The sequence below is a fragment of the Streptomyces sp. NPDC006458 genome, assembly GCF_040612135.1.
GTDB lineage: Bacteria > Actinomycetota > Actinomycetes > Streptomycetales > Streptomycetaceae > Streptomyces.
The window spans coordinates 105,025-122,351 of record NZ_JBEXPR010000002.1 but is presented as its reverse complement, the minus strand read 5'-3'; the positions used below and the strand labels follow the sequence as shown (position 1 = coordinate 122,351).

The 17,327-nt window shown below is 71.2% G+C and carries 12 protein-coding genes and 2 pseudogenes; 10 read left to right on the top strand and 4 right to left on the bottom strand.

Translation table 11 applies throughout. The annotated features are described in order from the left end of the window. Positions 1-81 precede the first annotated feature (81 nt). Positions 82-606: a DUF4245 domain-containing protein gene (locus ABZZ79_RS03820; RefSeq protein WP_356686134.1), complete on the bottom strand. Its 525-nt coding sequence runs from the start codon at positions 604-606 to the stop codon at positions 82-84. 127 nt (positions 607-733) lie between these two features. Here ABZZ79_RS03820 and glpX point away from each other — a divergent pair, with 127 nt between their 5' ends. After that, on the top strand, positions 734-1,768 hold the full coding sequence (glpX, locus tag ABZZ79_RS03815; RefSeq protein ID WP_356686132.1) for a class II fructose-bisphosphatase: 1,035 nt from the start codon (positions 734-736) through the stop codon (positions 1,766-1,768). A gap of 343 nt (positions 1,769-2,111) precedes the next feature. On the opposite strand, the gene ABZZ79_RS03810 is transcribed toward glpX, so the two are convergent. Both ABZZ79_RS03810 and ABZZ79_RS03805 read right to left on the bottom strand, forming a co-directional pair. Further along, positions 2,112-2,489 carry a WhiB family transcriptional regulator gene (locus tag ABZZ79_RS03810; protein ID WP_356686130.1) on the bottom strand — a complete coding sequence of 126 codons (378 nt, stop codon included), beginning with the start codon at positions 2,487-2,489 and terminating at the stop codon, positions 2,112-2,114. 114 nt (positions 2,490-2,603) lie between these two features. After that, complete coding sequence (locus ABZZ79_RS03805) at positions 2,604-3,314, bottom strand: DUF1707 domain-containing protein (RefSeq protein WP_356686128.1); 711 nt, start codon at positions 3,312-3,314, stop codon at positions 2,604-2,606. Positions 3,315-3,459: 145 nt separating this feature from the next. On the opposite strand from ABZZ79_RS03805, the gene ABZZ79_RS03800 reads away from it, so the two are divergent. The 4 genes and pseudogenes from ABZZ79_RS03800 to ABZZ79_RS03785 all read left to right on the top strand — a co-directional run bounded on the left by ABZZ79_RS03800 (position 3,460) and on the right by ABZZ79_RS03785 (position 10,107). Beyond that, positions 3,460-5,124 (top strand): fumarate hydratase, encoded by a 1,665-nt coding sequence (locus ABZZ79_RS03800; RefSeq protein ID WP_356686126.1) that lies wholly within the window; start codon positions 3,460-3,462, stop codon positions 5,122-5,124. A 454-nt stretch (positions 5,125-5,578) separates the two neighbouring features. Further along, positions 5,579-6,976, top strand: coding sequence for a class II fumarate hydratase (locus tag ABZZ79_RS03795; RefSeq protein ID WP_356686124.1), 1,398 nt, complete (start codon positions 5,579-5,581; stop codon positions 6,974-6,976). Between the two features lie 82 nt (positions 6,977-7,058). Next, positions 7,059-7,751, top strand: a complete 693-nt coding sequence (locus ABZZ79_RS03790) for a DUF402 domain-containing protein (protein WP_356686122.1) — start codon at positions 7,059-7,061, stop codon at positions 7,749-7,751. Positions 7,752-8,026: 275 nt separating this feature from the next. Beyond that, a pseudogene (locus tag ABZZ79_RS03785) lies at positions 8,027-10,107 on the top strand (SpoIIE family protein phosphatase). Between the two features lie 336 nt (positions 10,108-10,443). Here the strand turns inward: ABZZ79_RS03785 and ABZZ79_RS03780 are convergent. After that, positions 10,444-12,741 (bottom strand): transglycosylase domain-containing protein, encoded by a 2,298-nt coding sequence (locus tag ABZZ79_RS03780; protein ID WP_356686120.1) that lies wholly within the window; start codon positions 12,739-12,741, stop codon positions 10,444-10,446. A 266-nt stretch (positions 12,742-13,007) separates the two neighbouring features. Here ABZZ79_RS03780 and ABZZ79_RS03775 point away from each other — a divergent pair. From ABZZ79_RS03775 to ABZZ79_RS03755, 5 genes and pseudogenes are all read left to right on the top strand, one after another. After that, positions 13,008-13,127 (top strand): annotated as a pseudogene (locus ABZZ79_RS03775) (SPFH domain-containing protein); the annotation flags it as partial. After that, positions 13,124-13,282, top strand: a complete 159-nt coding sequence (locus tag ABZZ79_RS03770; RefSeq protein ID WP_356686686.1) for a hypothetical protein — start codon at positions 13,124-13,126, stop codon at positions 13,280-13,282. The pseudogene ABZZ79_RS03775 and the gene ABZZ79_RS03770, both read left to right, overlap by 4 nt. A 105-nt stretch (positions 13,283-13,387) precedes the next feature. Continuing rightward, on the top strand, positions 13,388-13,912 hold the full coding sequence (locus ABZZ79_RS03765) for a PadR family transcriptional regulator (RefSeq protein ID WP_356686118.1): 525 nt from the start codon (positions 13,388-13,390) through the stop codon (positions 13,910-13,912). Further along, the gene (locus tag ABZZ79_RS03760; protein WP_356686116.1) at positions 13,909-14,598 is read left to right on the top strand and encodes an ABC transporter ATP-binding protein; all 690 of its coding nucleotides are present in this window, start codon (positions 13,909-13,911) and stop codon (positions 14,596-14,598) included. The genes ABZZ79_RS03765 and ABZZ79_RS03760 overlap by 4 nt, the downstream gene beginning before the upstream one ends. Next, positions 14,595-16,961, top strand: coding sequence for an FtsX-like permease family protein (locus tag ABZZ79_RS03755; protein ID WP_356686114.1), 2,367 nt, complete (start codon positions 14,595-14,597; stop codon positions 16,959-16,961). The genes ABZZ79_RS03760 and ABZZ79_RS03755 overlap by 4 nt, the downstream gene beginning before the upstream one ends. Positions 16,962-17,327 lie beyond the last annotated feature (366 nt).

Below are 17,327 nucleotides of genomic sequence, written 5' to 3'. Positions count from 1 at the left end.
CGCGGGTGGACGCGTAGGCGAGCAACACGGGTGAAAAAGGCCCCCCGGCATGGGGGCCTTCTCGTGTCCGTCTGCGCGGGCTCAGGCCAGCTTCAGCGCCTGGGCCATCTCCTTCAGGCGGTCGAAGGAGGCCGTGCCGGTCACCAGTGTCGTGGCGCCGTCCTCGCCCCGCAGGACCAGCGCGTCGTAGCGGCCGCCGGTGTACCGCGTCCAGGTGCGGCCGTCGATCTGCTCGGTGGTCGCGGTCTCCTTGGCGCCCTGGCTGGTCTCGTCGATGAACACGACGGGCCGTGCGGTGGACTGCTCGACCGCCACGTACTCGCCGTCGGGGGCCTGGAAGCCCAGGTGCCAGGCGTCGGACTGGTCGCCCCGGAAGCGCACGGAGGTGGCCTTCCAGGAGTTCGGCAGCCCCTCGGGGGCCGCCACCGCGTACGCGGCCGCGCGGCGTGCCGTCAGCAGTTCCACCCGGTAGTCGACGCGCCGGACGTCGGGTTCACGGTCGTCGTGCGGGATGAACATGTAGACGAACAACGCCGCCAGGACGATGAGGCCCAGGGAAAGGATCATGTCCCGAGCCGACTTCTGCTTGCCGTAGGTGCCTGCCACGCCCCTATGGTCGCAGGTGACCCTGGCGCTCATCCGTGGGGCCCCGTGCTCAGTTTGTCGTCCTGACGATAGAGTCTTGGACCAGAACCCTCATCCGGCCGTCGTCGTATCAGAAAGGTGCGCTCCGATGACCGAGCATCATCAATTGCCGTCCGAGCTGGACGTCCCCTCCGAAGCCCCCGATCGCAACCTCGCCATGGAGCTCGTCCGGGTGACCGAGGCCGCCGCGATGGCCGCCGGCCGCTGGGTGGGACGCGGCGACAAGAACGGCGCCGACGGTGCCGCGGTGCGCGCCATGCGCACCCTCGTCTCGACCGTGTCGATGAACGGCGTGGTCGTCATCGGCGAGGGCGAGAAGGACGAGGCGCCGATGCTCTACAACGGCGAGCGCGTCGGCGACGGCACGGGCCCCGAGGTCGACATCGCCGTCGACCCGATCGACGGGACCACGCTGACCGCCAAGGGCATGCCGAACGCCATCGCCGTCCTCGCGGCGACCGAGCGGGGGGCGATGTTCGACCCGTCCGCCGTGTTCTACATGGACAAGCTGGTCACCGGCCCCGAGGCCGCCGACTTCGTCGACATCAACGCGCCCGTGTCGGTCAACATCCGCCGGGTCGCCAAGGCCAAGCGGTCCGCGCCGGAGAACGTGACCGTCGTCATCCTCGACCGGCCCCGCCACGAGGGGATGATCAAGGAGATCCGGGAGACCGGTGCGCGGATCAAGCTGATCTCCGACGGCGACGTGGCCGGCTCGATCCTGGCACTGCGCGAGGGCACGGGCGTGGACCTGCTGCTCGGCATCGGCGGCACGCCGGAGGGCATCATCTCCGCCTGTGCGGTGAAGTGTCTGGGCGGCACGATCCAGGGCAAGCTGTGGCCCAAGGACGACGAGGAGCGGCAGCGGGCGATCGACGCCGGGCACGACCTCGACCGTGTGCTGACCACGGAGGACCTGGTGACCGGGGAGAACGTGTTCTTCGTGGCCACCGGCATCACCGACGGCGAGCTGCTGCGCGGCGTCCGCTACCGGTCGGAGACGGCCACGACCGACTCGATCGTGATGCGGTCGAAGTCCGGGACGGTCCGGCGGATCGACTCCGAGCACCGGCTGAGCAAGCTGCGGGCCTACAGCGCGATCGACTTCGACCGGGCCAAGTGACGTTCTCCGGCCGGAGGGTGCGGTAGGGCCGTCCCGTCGTGCGCGGGTGCGGGTCGTGGGCGGTGTTCGCGCAGTTCCCCGCGCCCCTCAGGCACGTCGGCCCGGCCCGTGTCTCGCGGGTCGTGCGGGTCGTGGGCGGTGTGTTCGCGCAGTTCCCCGCGCCCCTTCAGGCACGTCGGCCCAGGCCATGTCGCGCGGGTCGTGGGCGGTGTGCTCAGTTCCCCGCGCCGCTTCAGGGCGTTGGGCCGCCCACGTCGGGCGGCGGACGCGTCCAAGGTCCAGAACAAGGGGCGCGCCCCCTGTGCGGAGGGGGCGCCCCTTCCCGCTGTGTCCGCCGCGCCTGTCAGCCCGCCTGAGCTATGCGGGCCGCCCCCCTGGAGGCCTTCTTGAGCTCCATCTCGCGGCGGCGGCGCCGGGCCAGGGCGACCCGGCGCTCGGCGGCCGTGAGGCCGCCCCAGACGCCGTAGGGCTCGGGCTGGAGCAGGGCGTGCTCGCGACACTCGACCATGACCGGGCAGCGGGCGCACACGCGCTTGGCCGCCTCTTCGCGCGACAGCCTGGCGGCGGTGGGCTCCTTGGACGGGGCGAAGAACAGGCCGGCCTCGTCGCGCCGACACACCGCCTCGGTGTGCCAGGGTGCGTCTTGGTCCCTGTCCCGCGCTGGCACCCGCCGGTCCGGAACGGCAGCTACCTGTCGGGACGAATGCGGCCTTTGCAGCACGGTCTACTCCTGACGACGGCTTCGCGAGCGAGAGACGATGCAGCAAGGTCTACCCGCTGTACGCGTGCCTATGCAGGCGGTTGGCAACCGCCGGAGTGGACCGCTTCACATCCGTCAATGACCGAGATGCCTGCGCAAACTCTTCTCGACCTTGTGCTGGACGCGATCGATGATGTCCGCGACGACCTTTCCGCGGCGGGGCCGCGCCTCCACACTGCCGAACACGGCCCAGCCGTCCACGAACACCACCGGCGCCTCGGGGTCGGTCGCGTCCAGCGGGGCCACCTCGAAGTTGCCGAGGACACCACCGCCGGTGCCGCGCAGCGAGACGTTCTCCGGGACGCGGACCTCGACGCTGCCGAAGACCGACCAAGCCTTGATCACGACCTGCTGGTACTCGAACAGGGCCTCGCTCAGATCGATCTCGACGCTGCCGAAGATCGCGTAGGCGTGGATACGGCGGCCCGCGCGCCAGCGGCCCTTGCGCACGGCGCTCGCGAACACCGCGACCACGTTCTCGTCCGGGTCGATGGGGATCGCGCCGGCCGTCGGACGGTACGGCGCGGTGTACGGGGCCGTGTAGGGGGCTGCGTACGGGGCGGCCTGGCGCGGGGCGTGGGCCGCGGGCAGGTCGCGTATGAAGACCTCCAGCTCGCCGACCGTCCGGGCGGTCAGGGCGCCCTCGACGCGCTCGGCGTGCTCGTCGGCGGTCAGCCGGCCTTCGGCCAGGGCCTCGCGCAGGATGTCGGCGATCCGGTCGCGGTCGGCGTCGGAGGCGCGCAGCTCGGCTGCGGGTGTGGGGGCGGTCTGCTTCTGAAGGTCCACGACAGCAGCGTACCCAAACACGATAGATCGCGACACCCCAGACTGAGCCTTACCTCACAAGCTCACTGTCAGCGGCAGGTTCTACGCTGGTGAGGCTCGTCAGCGTCGGCGGGCGGCCGTCCGTCAGAGTGAGGAATGGGCTGAGATGCCTGAGTTCGCGTACACCGATCTGCTCCCCCTGGGAGAGGACACCACCCCGTACCGACTGGTGACGTCCGAGGGTGTCTCCACGTTCGAGGCCGACGGGCGGACGTTCCTCAAGGTGGAGCCCGAGGCGCTGCGCAAGCTGGCCGAGGAGGCCATCCACGACATCCAGCACTATCTGCGCCCGGCCCACCTCGCCCAGCTCCGCCGGATCATCGACGACCCGGAGGCGTCCAGCAACGACAAGTTCGTCGCCCTGGACCTGCTGAAGAACGCCAACATCGCGGCCGCGGGCGTGCTGCCGATGTGCCAGGACACCGGCACCGCCATCGTCATGGGCAAGCGCGGCCAGAACGTGCTCACCGAGGGCGGCGACGAGGAGGCCCTGTCGCGGGGCATCTACGACGCCTACACCCGGCTGAACCTGCGCTACTCGCAGATGGCTCCGCTCACCATGTGGGAGGAGAAGAACACCGGCTCCAACCTCCCGGCGCAGATCGAGCTGTACGCCACCGACGGCGGTGCCTACAAGTTCCTCTTCATGGCCAAGGGCGGCGGCTCCGCCAACAAGTCGTTCCTGTACCAGGAGACGAAGGCCGTCCTGAACGAGGCCTCCATGATGAAGTTCCTGGAGGAGAAGATCCGTTCGCTCGGTACGGCCGCCTGCCCGCCGTACCACCTGGCGATCGTGGTCGGCGGCACGTCCGCCGAGTACGCCCTGAAGACCGCCAAGTACGCCTCCGCGCACTACCTCGACGAGGTGCCCGCCGAGGGTTCCGAGCTGGGCCACGGCTTCCGGGACAAGGAGCTGGAGGAGAAGGTCTTCGAGCTCACGCAGAAGATCGGCATCGGCGCGCAGTTCGGCGGCAAGTACTTCTGCCACGACGTGCGGGTGGTCCGTCTGCCGCGGCACGGCGCGTCCTGCCCGGTGGCCATCGCGGTGTCCTGCTCCGCCGACCGTCAGGCCGTCGCGAAGATCACCGCCGAGGGTGTGTTCCTGGAGCAGCTGGAGACCGACCCGGCGCGGCTCCTGCCGGACACGACGGACGAGCACCTGGAGGAGGGTGACGTCGTCCGTATCGACCTCAACCAGCCCATGGACGACATCCTCGCCGAGCTGACCAAGTACCCGGTCAAGACGCGGTTGTCGCTCACCGGGCCGCTCGTCGTGGCGCGGGACATCGCGCACGCGAAGATCAAGGAGCGGCTGGACGCGGGCGAGGAGATGCCGCAGTACCTCAAGGACCACCCGGTGTACTACGCCGGGCCCGCGAAGACGCCCGAGGGGTACGCGTCCGGGTCGTTCGGTCCTACGACGGCCGGGCGCATGGACTCCTACGTGGAGCAGTTCCAGGCCGCCGGTGGGTCCAGGGTGATGCTTGCCAAGGGGAACCGGAGCAAGCAGGTCACCGAGGCGTGTGGGGCGCACGGGGGGTTCTACCTCGGGTCGATCGGTGGGCCCGCGGCTCGGCTCGCGCAGGACTGCATCAAGAAGGTCGAGGTCGTCGAGTACGAGGAGCTCGGCATGGAGGCGGTGTGGAAGATCGAGGTCGAGGACTTCCCCGCGTTCATCGTCGTGGACGACAAGGGGAACGACTTCTTCCAGGATCCGGCGCCTGCGCCGACGTTCACGTCGATTCCCGTGCGGGGGCCTGGGCTGGGCTGACGTCGGGGGGTGGCGGGGTTTTTTCTCGCCCCCGCCACCCCTACCCGTCCCGTCCTCAGGGGGCTCCGCCCCCTGCCCCCGGACCTTTGCCCACCCACCACCCGGAACGGTCGGTCAGGAGGGACGGTAAGGAGGCCCGGGTCACGAAGCCCCCCGCCGGGCCGGAACAGTCGGCCAGGAGCCCGGCTCGAAAGGCCCCTGCCGGGCCCGAAGCGGGCGGTCAGGGGTGCCGGGGCTCGAAGCCGTCCGCGGGACGACGCGGGCGGTCAGGAGGCCCGGCTCGAAGGGCCCCTGCCGGGACGACGCGGGCGGGCGGCAGGCTCGGGGCGGGGCCGCCGTGCGGCCCGATGGGGGCAGGGGACTGCTCGAAACGGTCCCTTCTGTGGGCGTAGATCCATTCGTGGGGGAACACCTGTCACGTCCTGGGTGCTGTGACTGGTGGAGGTGATCGGCGGTGGCCGACGAGGAGCAGGGTTATCGGGTCGAGCACGACTCGATGGGTGAGGTGCGGGTGCCCGCGGGCGCGAAGTGGCGGGCGCAGACGCAGCGGGCGGTCGAGAACTTCCCGGTGTCCGGTCAGCGGATCGAGCGGGCCCACATCGAGGCTCTCGCGCGGATCAAGGGCGCCGCGGCCAAGGTCAACGCGCGGCTGGGCGTGCTCGACGAGGACATCGCGAAAGCCGTCCAGGAGGCGGCGGCGGAGGTCGCCGAGGGACGCTGGGACGAGCACTTCCCGGTGGACGTCTTCCAGACGGGCTCGGGGACGTCGTCCAACATGAACACCAACGAGGTCGTCGCGACGCTGGCGAGCGAGCGGCTGGGCCGGCCGGTGCATCCCAACGACCACGTCAATGCCTCGCAGTCGTCCAACGACGTCTTCCCCTCCTCGATCCACATCGCCGCCACCGCCGCCGTCACCCGCGATCTGATCCCCTCGCTCGACCACCTCGCCGCCGCCCTCGGCCGCAAGGCCGAGGAGTTCGCCGACGTCGTGAAGTCCGGCCGTACGCATCTGATGGACGCCACGCCGGTGACGCTGGGCCAGGAGTTCGGCGGGTACGCCGCCCAGGTGCGGTACGGCGTCGAGCGGCTGCGGGCCTCCCTGCCCCGGCTCGCCGAACTGCCGCTGGGCGGTACGGCCGTCGGCACCGGGATCAACACCCCGCCCGGCTTCTCCGCGGCTGTCATCGAGGAGGTCGCCCGGACCACGGGGCTGCCGCTGACCGAGGCGCGCGACCACTTCGAGGCGCAGGGCGCGCGTGACGCGATCGTCGAGACCAGCGGGCAGCTGCGGACCATCGCGGTGGGGCTGACGAAGATCGCCAACGATCTGCGGTGGATGGCCTCCGGACCGCGCACCGGGCTCGCCGAGATCGCCCTGCCCGACCTCCAGCCCGGCTCCTCGATCATGCCCGGCAAGGTCAACCCGGTGATCCCGGAGGCCGTGCTGATGGTCGCCGCGCAGGTCACCGGCAACGACGCCACCGTCGCCACGGCCGGTGCCGCCGGGAACTTCGAGCTCAACGTGATGCTCCCGGTCATCGCCAAGAACGTCCTGGAGTCGATCCGGCTGCTCGCCAACGTCTCGCGGCTGCTGGCCGACCGGACCGTCGACGGCATCACCGCGAACCGCGAACGGGCCCGGGAGTACGCCGAGTCCTCGCCGTCCGTGGTCACACCCCTGAACAAGTACATCGGATACGAGGAGGCGGCCAAGGTCGCCAAACGGGCGCTCGCCGAACGCACGACGATCCGTGCGGTCGTACTGGAGGGCGGCTACATCGAGCGCGGGGACCTCACGCTCGAACAGCTCGACGAGGCGCTGGACGTGCTGCGTATGACCCGTCCCTGACGGTCGGCACGCGGAGGTAACCGACGTGTGAACCGTGACGACTGCCGCAGCGTCGTACCCGTGTGCCACCTAATATCTGTTCATGGCAGACGGTGGAGCGATGAGACGCGAGACGGCGGACGGTCCCACGGCCCCCTGGGCACCCGGGAGTCAGATCCTGTGGCGCTACCGGGAGAACGGCGGCGAACGCTTCCACATCGCGCGCCCCGTCACCGTCGTGCGCGACGACGCCGACCTGCTCGCCGTGTGGCTCGCCCCCGGCACCGAGTGCGTGAAGCCGGTGCTCGCCGACGGCACCCCCGTCCACCTGGAGCCGCTCGCGTCGCGCTACACCAAGCCGCGCACGGTGCAGCGCGACCGCTGGTTCGGCACGGGCGTGCTGAAGCTGGCCCGGCCCGGACTGCCGTGGTCGGTGTGGCTGTTCTGGGAGCCGGGCTGGCAGTTCAAGAACTGGTACGTCAATCTTGAGGAACCGCTGGCCCGTTGGGAGGGCGGTGTGGACTCCGAGGACCACTTCCTGGACATCTCCGTGAACCCGGACCGCAGTTGGCACTGGCGGGACGAGGACGAGTTCGCACAGGCCCAGCGGGACGGGCTGGTGGACGCCGGACTGGCCGAACGGGTGCGGGCGGCGGGCCGGTCCGCGGTGGAGGCGATCGAGGCCTGGGGGTCGCCGTTCACGGACGGCTGGCAGGACTGGCGCCCGAACGCGTCCTGGGCGGTACCGTCTCTGCCGGACGACTGGGACCGTACGCCCGCGCACGTGTCCTCATGAGACCCTTGATGCGCCCCCGGGCACTAAACGTAGGATCGTCGTCCGCAAGGGCGCATGGAGGCAACTCCCGGAGCGCACAGCTAGTCTGACCGGATGTCACCGAGGGGCGGCAGTGTGAGCGAGGGGAACGGCAACACCCGTGCGGGCCTCGGTCGGTCCGTCGGCGACACAGGAGAAGTCCCTGACCACGCGGGAACTCCGTTCCTGGGGCACGTATTCCGGGTATCGGGATTTCTGCGGGACAAACTGCACGCGCGGCGCGCAGCCCCGGACGGATGGATTGCATACGCGTGACGGAGAATCCCACCTCCTATGAACGCCCGCAGGCCCGGGCGTCGACCCCGCGGATGCGCGCGGGGCGCTCCTGCATACCCAGACACCGGGCCAGGCACCGGCCCGGACGCCCGGTTCGGCCTTACCGGCGCAGGCACGGGCGGGCGAGACCCCGCAGGGCACCTCGGTGACCCCGGGCGGCTCCACCGACCCCGAGCACTCCCAGCCGGCCGCGACGGAGACCGACACGCACCGTCCGCGGCCCACGCCCGAGGCGATCCCGGCCCAGCCCGGCCAGGACGGCACCTCGCACGGCGGCCCGGGCGGGCAGGAGCGGCGCAGCGGCCAGAGCGTGCCCGGCAGCCGTCCGACGCCCATGCGGCGGGACGGGGACCGGCTGCGTTTCGTGGGCGCGGCGACCCGGCGGATCGCCCGGGGCATCGACCTGGACGAGATCGTGATGGGGCTGTGCCGGGCGACCGTGCCGACCTTCGCGGACGCGATCCTGGTCTATCTGCGTGACCCGCTGCCGGTCGGCGACGAGCGGCCCACCGGCCCGGTGGTGCTGCGGCTGCGGCGTACCGACCGGATACCGGAGGAGCGGGACACCGACGGCGGTTTCCTCGCCGCGCAGGCGCCGGAGCCCGTGGAACTGTCCACGGTTGCCTCCGAGTTGTGCGAGGTGCGGCCGGGTGGCGCGCTGGCCGAGGTGCTGCGCGGGGTGCGGCCGGTGTTCGCCGACGCGCCCGCGGCGCGGGCGGCGCTGCCCGAACTCCTCGGTGACGCGGCCGAGTCGATCGTGCCCGGCGGCCGCCGGGCGATCCTCGCCCCGTTGCGCGGCCGGCGGCGGGTGATCGGAGCGGCCGTGTTCCTGCGCCGGCCCGAGCGGATCCCGTTCGAGGCCGACGATCTGCTGGTGGCGGCGCAGCTCGCCACGCACAGCGCGCTCGGCATCGACAAGGCGGTGCTGTACGGCCGTGAGGCCTACATCGCCGACGAGTTGCAGCGCACGATGCTGCCGGAGCATCTGCCCCGGCCGACGGGTGTGCGGCTGGCCTCCCGCTATCTGCCGGCGGCCGAGACGGCGCGGGTGGGCGGCGACTGGTACGACGCGATCCCGCTGCCGGGCTCGCGGGTGGCGCTGGTGGTCGGTGACGTCATGGGGCATTCCATGACGTCCGCGGCGATCATGGGCCAGTTGCGGACCACGGCCCAGACCCTCGCGGGGCTGGACCTGCCGCCGCAGGAGGTGCTGCACCATCTCGACGAGCAGGCGCAGCGGCTGGGCACGGACCGGATGGCGACCTGTCTGTACGCCGTCTACGACCCGGTCACGCACCGGATCACCATCGCCAACGCCGGGCATCCGCCGCCGGTCCTGCTGCATCTGGGCGGGCGTGCCGAGGTGCTGCGGGTGCCGCCGGGCGCGCCGATCGGTGTGGGCGGGGTCGACTTCGAGGCGGTCGAGCTGGACGCGCCGGCGGGGGCGACGCTGCTGCTGTACACGGACGGGCTGGTGGAGTCCCGGCTGCGGGACGTGTGGACCGGGATAGAGCAGTTGCGGGAGCGGCTGGCCGCGACCGCGCAGCTGACCGGGCCGGACCATCCGCCTCCGCTGGAGGCGCTGTGCGACGAGGTGCTCGACATGCTCGGGCCCGGGGACCGGGACGACGACATCGCGCTGCTCGCGGCGCGGTTCGACGGGATCGCGCCCAGTGATGTGGCGTCCTGGCTGCTGGAGCCGGAGGACGCGGCGCCGGGGCGGGCTCGGCGGCTGGCGCGCAGCGCGCTGGCCCGCTGGGAGCTCGACGAACTCAGCGACTCCGTGGAGCTGCTGGTCAGTGAGGTGGTGACCAACGCGGTCCGGTACGCCTCCCGGCCGGTCACGCTGCGGTTGCTGCGGACGGATGTGCTGCGGTGCGAGGTGGCGGACGATGTGCCGCAGTTGCCGCGGCTGCGGCAGGCTCGGGCTACGGATGAGGGGGGCCGGGGGCTGTATCTGGTCAACAGGCTGGCCCGGCGGTGGGGGGCGACGCGGTTGAGCACGGGGAAGGTCGTGTGGTTCGAGCTGAACCGGGGGTGATGGCGCCTGCCGGGAGGGGTGGCGCCGTCGTCGTGCGGCTGCGGGTAGCCCGTGGCCGTTCGCGCAGTTCCCCGCGCCCCTAAGGGCCCTCGCGGCGCACGGGCGCACAAGTACAGCCCCGCGCCCCTAGGGGCGTCGTCGTTCGCGCCCTCGCGGCGGAGCCGCGCACGAGTACGGTCCCGCGGGCCCTAAGGGCGTCGTCGTTCGCGTCCTCGCGGCGCAGGGGCACAGGGGCACAGGGGCACAGGGGCGCACAAGTACAGCCCCGCGGCCCAAGAAGTGGCGGAAGGGGCCCGGCACTCGGAACTCGGAAGTGTCGGGCCCCTTTTTGTGGCCTTACTGCTGTGGGCCCGGGCCCCCCGGGTCCAGCGGGGCCTCGGTGGTCTCTTCCACCGGGGGTGTCGTCGTCGGGGTCGACGTCGGGGGCTGGGTGGTCGGGGGCTGGGTCGTGGGTGTCTGGGTCGGGGGCTGGGTGGTCGGGGCCCGGGTCGTCGGCGCCTGGGTCGTCGGTTCCTCCGAGGGGGACTGCGACGGGGACTGCGAGGGCGACTCGGACTGGGTCGGGGTCCAGGTGGGTTCGACGGCGGCGCCCTGGTCGGTGTCGAGATCGAAGTCGGTGACCTCGGTCATGACGCCGAAGGTGTAGGCGGCCCAGATCTGGGCGGGGAAGCCACCGCCGTTGATCCGGTCCTCCCCGGCGGCCTCGTACATCGGGACCTGCGGGTGGGGGGCCTTGTCGTCCTCGCCGAACAGGCCGACGGAGGTGACCAGGTTCGGGGTGAAGCCGGTGAACCAGGCCGACTTGTTGTTGTCGGAGGTGCCCGTCTTGCCGGCGACCTGCTGGCCGTCGCGCATCGGGTTCTCGCGCACCGAGCGGCGGGCCGTACCGTCGTCGACCACGCCGGTGAGGACAGAGGTGACGCCGTCGGCGGCGTTGCGGCTGATGACCTGGTCGCCGATCGGGTCGGGGATCTGGACCGTGCGGCCCTGCTTCTCCGCCGACTTGAGGATCGTCGGGGTGACCTGCTTGCCGTGGTTGGCGAGGGTGGCGTAGATGCCGGCCATCTCCAGCGGGCTCGCGCCCATGGAGCCGAGGGTCTGGGCGGGCACGGCCTGCATGTCCTCGGTGTCCATGCCGAGCTTCTCGGCCGTGTCCATCACCGTCTGCATGCCGACGTCGATGCCCATCTGGGCGAACACCGAGTTCACGGACTTGTTCATGGCGGTCTGTACGGAGATGTCGCCGTAGTCGACGTCGTCCTCGTTCGGCGGGGCGAAGCCGACGGCGGTGCCGTTGTCCTCGGCCGGGCGGCGGCTGTCGCCGTCGTAGACCGTGCTCGCGGTGATCGGGTCGCCGTCCTGGGTCTCGGCGCCCTCCTCGAAGGCGGCGGCCAGGATGACCGGCTTGAAGGTGGAGGCGGGCTGGTAGTCGCGGCGGGTGGCGTTGCTCAGGTAGTGCTTGAAGTAGTCGCGGCCGCCGTAGAGGGCGACGACCTTTCCGGTCCTGGGGTCGACGGAGACCGCGCCGGCCTGGACGTCGGCGTCGACGTCACGCTCCTTGGGGTCCAGCTTGCTGGTCAGCTCGCTCTTGACGGCCTTCTCCAGCGCGGCCTGCTTCTTGGGGTCGATGTTCAGGGTGATGGTCCAGCCCTGCCCCTCGACCTGGGCCGCGGCCTCGGAGCGGGTGATGCCCTCCTCGGCCATCAGCCGGTCCTCCAGCTGCCGGTTGGCGAGCGCGACCAGATAGCCCTTCTGACCCTCCATGCCGGGAGCGCCCTTGGGCTCCTCGGGCACCGGGAACTCCATCGAGGCGCGCTCGGCGGAGTCCAGCCACTCCTCCTCGACCATGTTGTCCAGGACGTAGTTCCAGCGGTTCTTCACCAGGGTCTTGCTGGTGTCCGAGGCGACCGCCCAGTCGTACTGGCTGGGCGCCTGGAGCAGTGCGGCGAGATAGGCGCCCTGCTCGACGCTGAGGTCCTCGGCGTCGACGCGGTAGTAGGCCTGGGCGGCGGCCTGGATGCCGTAGGCGCCGCGGCCGTAGTAGCTGGTGTTGATGTAGCCCGCGAGGATGTCGTCCTTGGACAGCTGGCGGTCGACCTTGAGCGAGATCACCACTTCCTTGAGCTTGCGGGTGACCGTCTGCTCCTGGCTCAGGTAGTAGTTCTTGACGTACTGCTGAGTGATCGTCGAGCCGCCCTGCTTGCCGCGGCCCATCACCGTGTTGAGCAGACCGCGGGCGGTGCCCTTCAGATCGACACCGGAGTCCTGGTAGAAGGACTTGTTCTCGGCGGCGACGAACGTCTTCTGGACGGGCTCGGGGACCTTGGCGAGGTCCACGATCTCGCGGTTGATCTCGCCGTCCCGGGCCAGCATCGAGCCGTCGCTGAGCTTGTAGACGTTGCTCTGGCGCTGGGCGGCCGGGTTGCCCTTGGGCACGTCCACGACCAGGTACAGCACGATGAAGGAGCCGATGCCGAGCAGGCACAGGCCCAGGAACGTGCCGAGGATCTTCTTCCAGGTGAAGAACCGGCGTATGCCGCCCGGGCGGTTCGCCGCGCGCGACGAGCGGCGGCGCCCCGGCGCCGCGCGGCGGCCACCGCGCTGTCGCGCTCGTCTCTCTTCCGCTCGTCCCATCAGTCCGTCTGCTCCGCTTCGCTCTCGGGTGTCACACACGTATCTCGGCTCAGGTCAGCTCAGCAAACTAACACCGGTGTATGTGACCAAGTCCGTTCGATCCGGGACTTTCCGGACGTGACAATCAGCACCCGCTCAATGGGAACCGACGTACGAAAGCGGTTCAGGGTTGCCGCGACAGGGAAAAGTGTTATCAGTTGGATAGATCCATGCTATGCGCGGCGACGCCCGCCGCGCACCACACCCACGCGATTCGGGCAGTGGGGGAAGGGCATCTGGAGCCGGACCCGGAACGGAAGGCGGCGATGGTGTCGAACCCGATGATGCCGCTGTTCGGGGACCGCGCGGCCCGGCCCGTGCTCGACACCGGGGCTCTGCGCCAGTGAGCGCGACCGAGGGTTCGAGCCCCCGGCGCCGGCCGCGGCAGCGCAAGCAGGTTCTGCTGCGGCTGGACCCGTCCGTGTACGACGCGCTGGCCCGGTGGGCCTCCGACGAACTGCGCTCCGCCAACGCGCAGATCGAGTTCCTCGGCCCCCAGTAGCGGAACCGTGACAAACGGCCCCCACCTGGGCCGACCCACTACGGGCGGTCCGCTGTGCACGGCGCGTATACACGCGGCGTATACACGGTGTGTAGAGTGCCTTTCATGTCCATCGGTCACACCCTCCTAGGACTCCTGGAGTCCGGCCCGCGCCACGGCTACGACCTCAAGCGGGCGTTCGACGAGAAGTTCGGTCACGACCGGCCGCTGCACTACGGCCAGGTCTACTCGACGATGTCCCGGCTGCTGAAGAACGGACTCGTCGAGGTCGACGGCATCGAGGCCGGCGACGGCCCCGAGCGCAAGCGGTACGCGATCACCGACGCCGGCATCACGGATGTGGCGCAGTGGCTCGCGACCCCCGAGAAGCCGGAGCCGTATCTCCAGTCGACCCTCTACACCAAGGTCGTCCTCGCGCTGCTCACCCACCGCGACGCCGCCGACATCCTCGACACCCAGCGCGCCGAGCATCTGCGGATGATGCGCGTGCTGACCGAGCGCAAGCGCGGGGGCGACCTGGCGGACCAGCTGATCTGCGACCACGCGCTGTTCCACCTGGAGGCCGATCTGCGCTGGCTGGAGCTGACCGCCGCGCGGCTCGGCAAGCTCGCCGAGGCGGTGACGTCATGACCGCCCCCGCCGGTTCGCTGCTCACGGCCCAGGATCTGCGCAAGGCCTACGGCCCGACGACCGCCCTGGACGGCGCCGAGTTCTCCATCCACCCGGGCGAGGTCGTCGCCGTGATGGGCCCCTCCGGGTCCGGCAAGTCGACACTGCTGCACTGCCTCGCCGGGATCGTCACACCCGACGCCGGGTCGATCGTCTACGACGGCCGCGAGATGGCGACCATGAGCGACACCGAGCGCAGCCGCCTGCGCCGCTCGGAGTTCGGCTTCGTCTTCCAGTTCGGTCAGCTCGTGCCCGAGCTGACCTGCGTCGAGAACGTGGCTCTGCCGCTGCGCCTGAACGGCGTGTCCCGCAAGGAGGCCCACCGCGCCGCCCGCACCTGGATGCAGCGCCTGGAGGTCGACGACCTGGCCGGCAAACGGCCCGGCGAGGTCTCCGGCGGCCAGGGCCAACGCGTCGCCGTGGCACGGTCGCTGATCACCGGCCCGCGCGTGCTGTTCGCCGACGAGCCGACCGGCGCGCTCGACTCCCTCAACGGTGAGCGCGTGATGGAGCTGCTGACGGACGCGGCCCGGTCCACCGACGCCGCCGTCGTCCTGGTCACCCACGAGGCCCGGGTCGCCGCCTACTCCGACCGCGAGATCGTCGTACGCGACGGCAGGTCGCGGGACATGGAGCGGATCGTATGAACTCGCGGAGGGAGTACCACCCGCGCGAGCGAAGCCGAGCGCGGGGGAGGGCCAGGGATCTGGCCCTGGGGGTCAGGTTCGCCTTCACCGGCGGGCGGGAGGGGTGGATACGCACCCTGCTGACGGCCGTGGGCGTCGGACTCGGCGTGGCGGTGCTGCTGCTCACCACATCCGTCCCGAACGCCCTGACGGCACGGGACGAACGGGGCAACGCCCGCTCGGACTTCGCCTTCGGGCAGGCCGAGGAGCCGAAGAAGGCCGACGACACCCTGCTGGTCTGGCGGGTCGAGACGTCCTTCCGCGAACAGTCGGTCCGCGGGCGGGTGCTGGAGCCGGAGGGGCCGCGCGCACCACTGCCGCCGGGGCTGGAGAAGTTCCCGGGTGTGGACGAGCTGGTCGTGTCCCCCGCGCTGAAGCGGCTGCTGGAGTCCGACGAGGGTGAGCTGCTGCGCGAGCGGATGCCGCAGCGGATCACCGGCACGATCGGCCAGGCCGGTCTGGTCGGCTCGACCGAACTCACCTACTACCAGGGCGGCAAGGGGCTCGCCGAGCGGCTGGACCTCGGGGCGTCGCGCATCGACCACTTCGGTGACGAGCTCCAGACCACGGAGCGCATGGACCCGGTCCTGCTTCTGCTGATCCTGGTCGTCGTGGTGGTGCTGCTGATGCCGGTCGGCGTCTTCATCGCCACGGCCGTGCGGTTCGGCGGCGAACGCCGCGACCGGCGCCTCGCGGCGCTGCGGCTGGTCGGCTCCGACAGCGCGATGACCCGGCGGACGGCCGGTGGCGAGGCGCTGGCCGGGGCCGTGCTCGGACTGGGCTTCGGCGCCGTGTTCTTCCTGCTCGGCCGGCAATGGGCCGAATCGTGGGAGCTGTTCGGGGTCAGCGTCTTCCCCGAATATCTGACCCCCTCGCCGGTGCTCGCCCTGCTGGTCGTCGTCGCCGTACCGGCGGCCGCCGTGCTGGTCACCCAGTTCGCGCTGCGCGGTGTGCTGATCGAGCCGCTCGGGGTGGTGCGCACCGCCAGGCCCGCGCGGCGGCGGCTGTGGTGGCGGCTGCTGCTGCCGCTGGCCGGACTGGCGATGCTGTACCCGATGGTCGGCCAGGGCCGTGAGGGCGGCGAGTTCAACCAGTACCTCGTCACCGGCGGTGTGCTGTTCCTGCTGATCGGGGTGACCGCGCTGCTGCCCTGGGTGGTCGAGGCGGTCGTCGCCCGGCTCGGGGCGGGCGCGGTGTCCTGGCAACTCGCCGTGCGGCGGCTCCAGCTGAGCAGCGGCACCGCGGCCCGGATGGTGAACGGCATCGCGGTGGCGGTCGCCGGGGCGATCGCCCTCCAGATGCTCTTCGCGGGTGTCGAGAGCGACTACACCGAGAGCACCGGCAAGGACCTGACCCGGGCGCAGATGCAGATGGCCGTGCCCGAGGGGCTCTCCGTCGAGGCCGCCCGGGCCCGGTTCGAGACGACCGAGGGCGTGCGGCAGGTGTACGGCTTCACCGAGGGGTACGTCGAGGAGCAGGGCGGCGACGGCGACCGGCTCACCCCGGTGACCGTCGGCGACTGCGCGTCCCTGCGCGAGGTGGCTTCGCTGCCCTCCTGCCGTGACGGCGACACCTTCGTCGCGCGGGGCGGCGACTACGACTCCGACACGGCCGTCCTCCTTTGGAAGGGGAAGTCGCTCCGCTTCGGGAACGACGAGGAGGGCGCGACGCCGGTCGTCTGGCGCGTACCGCAGGACATCAAGGAGGCCCGTGCGATCGCGGAGGACCCCACCGGCGTGCGACGCGGCGGACTGCTGCTGACACCTGGCGCCGCCCTGCCCCGTGAGGCCCTGGACACGCTGTCCGGCCAGCTCTATCTGCGCCTGGACGAGTCCGTGCCCGACGCCCGCGACCATGTGCGCAACACCGCCGTCCGGATCGATCCGTACACCACGCCGATGACCTGGGTGGACCTTGAGGAGAACAACCGCTTCGCCGCCATCCGCACCGGGCTGTTCGTGGGCGCCTCGTGTGTGCTCGCGCTGATCGGTGTGAGTCTGCTGGTCTCGCAGCTGGAGCAGTTGCGCGAGCGGCGCAAGCTGCTTTCGGCGCTGGTCGCCTTCGGCACGCGTCGGCGCACCCTCGGGCTGTCGGTGCTGTGGCAGACCGCCCTGCCGGTCGCTCTGGGCCTCGCCCTGGCCTCGGCGGTGGGGTTGATGCTGGGCGCGGTGCTGCTGCGGATGACCGCCACGCCGGTCCGCGTCGACTGGGTGAGTGTCCTGTCTATGACGGGCATCGGTGCGGCGGTGGTCGCGGGGGTGACGCTGCTCAGCATGCCGCCGCTGCTTCGGTTGATGCGGCCGGAGGGGCTGCGCACGGAGTAGCCCGTGGGGGCGGGGGCCGGGGGGCCGGGTCCCCCCGGTGGGCGGGTGCGGGCACGCCGTGCCCGATCGCGCAGTTCCCCGCGCCCCCAAAAGCACCGTGCCGCCGGTGGGCGGGTGCGGGCACGTCGCGGCCGATCGCGCAGTTCCCCGCGCCCCCGAGAAGGGCGGCGCGGGCCGCCGAGGGGCGCGGGGAACTGCGCGACCAGCCACCGAACACCGCAAGCCACACACGCTCCCCCGCCACCCAAGAAAGGCGGCGCAGGCCGCCAAGGGGCGCGGGGAACTGCGCGACCAGCCACCGAACACCGCAAGCCACACACGCTCCCCCGCCACCCAAGAAAGGCGGCGCAGGCCGCCGAGGGGCGC